The organism is Planococcus sp. S3-L1, from assembly GCF_030063085.1.
Lineage (GTDB): Bacteria > Bacillota > Bacilli > Bacillales_A > Planococcaceae > Planococcus > Planococcus kocurii.
In genome coordinates, this window is record NZ_JASISN010000045.1 from 1 (window position 1) to 1,722 (window position 1,722).

2 protein-coding genes are annotated in these 1,722 nt (G+C 40.5%); both read right to left on the minus strand.

The annotated features are described in order from the left end of the window. Positions 1 to 71: 71 nt before the first annotated feature. Complete coding sequence (locus QMF37_RS18140; RefSeq protein WP_283479135.1) at positions 72 to 1,196, minus strand: ISL3 family transposase; 1,125 nt, start codon at positions 1,194 to 1,196, stop codon at positions 72 to 74. Beyond that, positions 1,159 to 1,638, minus strand: a complete 480-nt coding sequence (locus QMF37_RS18145; protein WP_283479136.1) for a transposase family protein — start codon at positions 1,636 to 1,638, stop codon at positions 1,159 to 1,161. The genes QMF37_RS18140 and QMF37_RS18145 overlap by 38 nt, the downstream gene beginning before the upstream one ends. Between the last annotated feature and the right edge of the window lie 84 nt (positions 1,639 to 1,722).

Genomic DNA, 1,722 nt, shown 5'->3' on the forward strand with positions numbered 1-1,722 from the left:
AGGTTCTTACGCTTTTTTGGTGAAATTGATTGTGACCTTGAGTAAAAAATCAGGCCATTATTTCAAAATAGTTACCACTGGTAAAGAATCCGATTCTTCAATACTTGAAATCCAGCTCGTCCATACATCATGCGTTTAATCATTTTTAGACGATTTATCTGTCCTTCTGTTGGACCATTGCTCCAATTTTTTTCAACGCTTAACTTGACTGCGCTTAAATCCTGGAGGATGCCATTGGCAAATGATTGGAAAAAAGAGAAATTCTCTAACTGTGGCTTTTCCAACCAGTCTATCAGGTTAATTACCTTTTTTTCCTTAAACAATTTTCGAAATGAATGAACGAGCTCATCGAGCTTTATGATTTGTGGAAAGGTCTTCAATATCTCGGAGTGCAGATTGTTAATCCTCTCGAGATGCTTCTCTTTTTCACTGTCCCAAAGAATGTGAATGACCTTTTGACGAATTGAAATCGCTATTGGCTTTCCTTGTTTTGTTTGTTTCCGTTCACTGGAAATCATATTAGTTAAAGTTGAAATGGACCCCGTGTATCCCTTAGAACGACAGGCCTTTTCAATAAATCCACTTGATTGTCTTTCTAAAATCAATGAGCGAATCAAGGGACGAAATTGTTGGAAAGCTGAAGTACGTTGAGTTTCTGGCTTTTCTGTATAACCCAAGTACTTAACTATTGTCGCAAACGAAATACCGAGTAATCGTTGAATTTCGACTTTGGAATAGCCTTCTTTATAAAGAGATTGAACCTGTTGGATGCGGCTCCACTTTTTATCTTGATTCTGAATTCGTTTCTGTTCATGTTTACGCAACTTGATGGTTACTACATTTTTGGAAACTGATTCAGCGGTGCCTGGTGGCACCCATTTAGCAGGTAACAACGCACCAATTGTATTCTTGAGCGCTTCGAATAACTGATGGAGAAGATGCCAGCGATCTGCCACTTGCAAAATATTTGGAGAAGCTGATTTAACAGCTGCGGCATAAAGTTTGGATCCATCACGGGTGATTAATTCTATTTCCGGATATTTTTGGAGCCACTCGGTTACTTTAGCGGGTTGTCGTGTATCCAACATATCCACCGGTTTACGCGTCTGTAAATCGATGAAGAGGGTTCCGTAAGTGAACCGTTTTTTAAAGGCAAAATCATCGATGCCTACGAAAGGGAGACGGTGTAGAATCAAAAGTGACCGACTTCACTCGTCTGAGCAATGTATCATGGCTTACGGGAATGTGCATCGTCCGGCAGACTTTTTCCGCAGTTAAACAGTTCGTTGAAAAAGCAATTTTCTCGATGATGTCTTCTAAGCGATCCGTCTTTCTCTTATAGGATTGAAGCCAGGATAACCGTTCCGTAAACACTTTCGTTGGACAATCCCGGTTATCACAAAACCATTTGTGAAGCAGTGCCTGAAAATGCACATGCAGGTCTGAAATAGGCAAGTCGTCTACTTTTCGGGAATATCGGCTGTGGGCTCGGTGAGAAATCTGATGACAAGCCGGACATAGCGCCGAAGAGGAGTGGACTTCAATGATGAAAAACAGTTCTTCTTCCGTCTGTTTCTGATAAAGAAGCCGGAGGTTTTCGTCTAAATGAAAAAGAGTTTCTTCCATTAGTGTCTTCATCTTGTTCAGCGACCTTTCAAGTTTTTGGTATTCCTATACCCGGAAACCAATAAAAAGAAGCATCACCAAAAAAGCGTAAGAACC

Bases quoted from the DNA above. Each gene is read 5' to 3' on its own strand.
- QMF37_RS18145 (WP_283479136.1), bottom strand. From the start codon at position 1,638: ATGAAGACACTAATGGAAGAAACTCTTTTTCATTTAGACGAAAACCTC.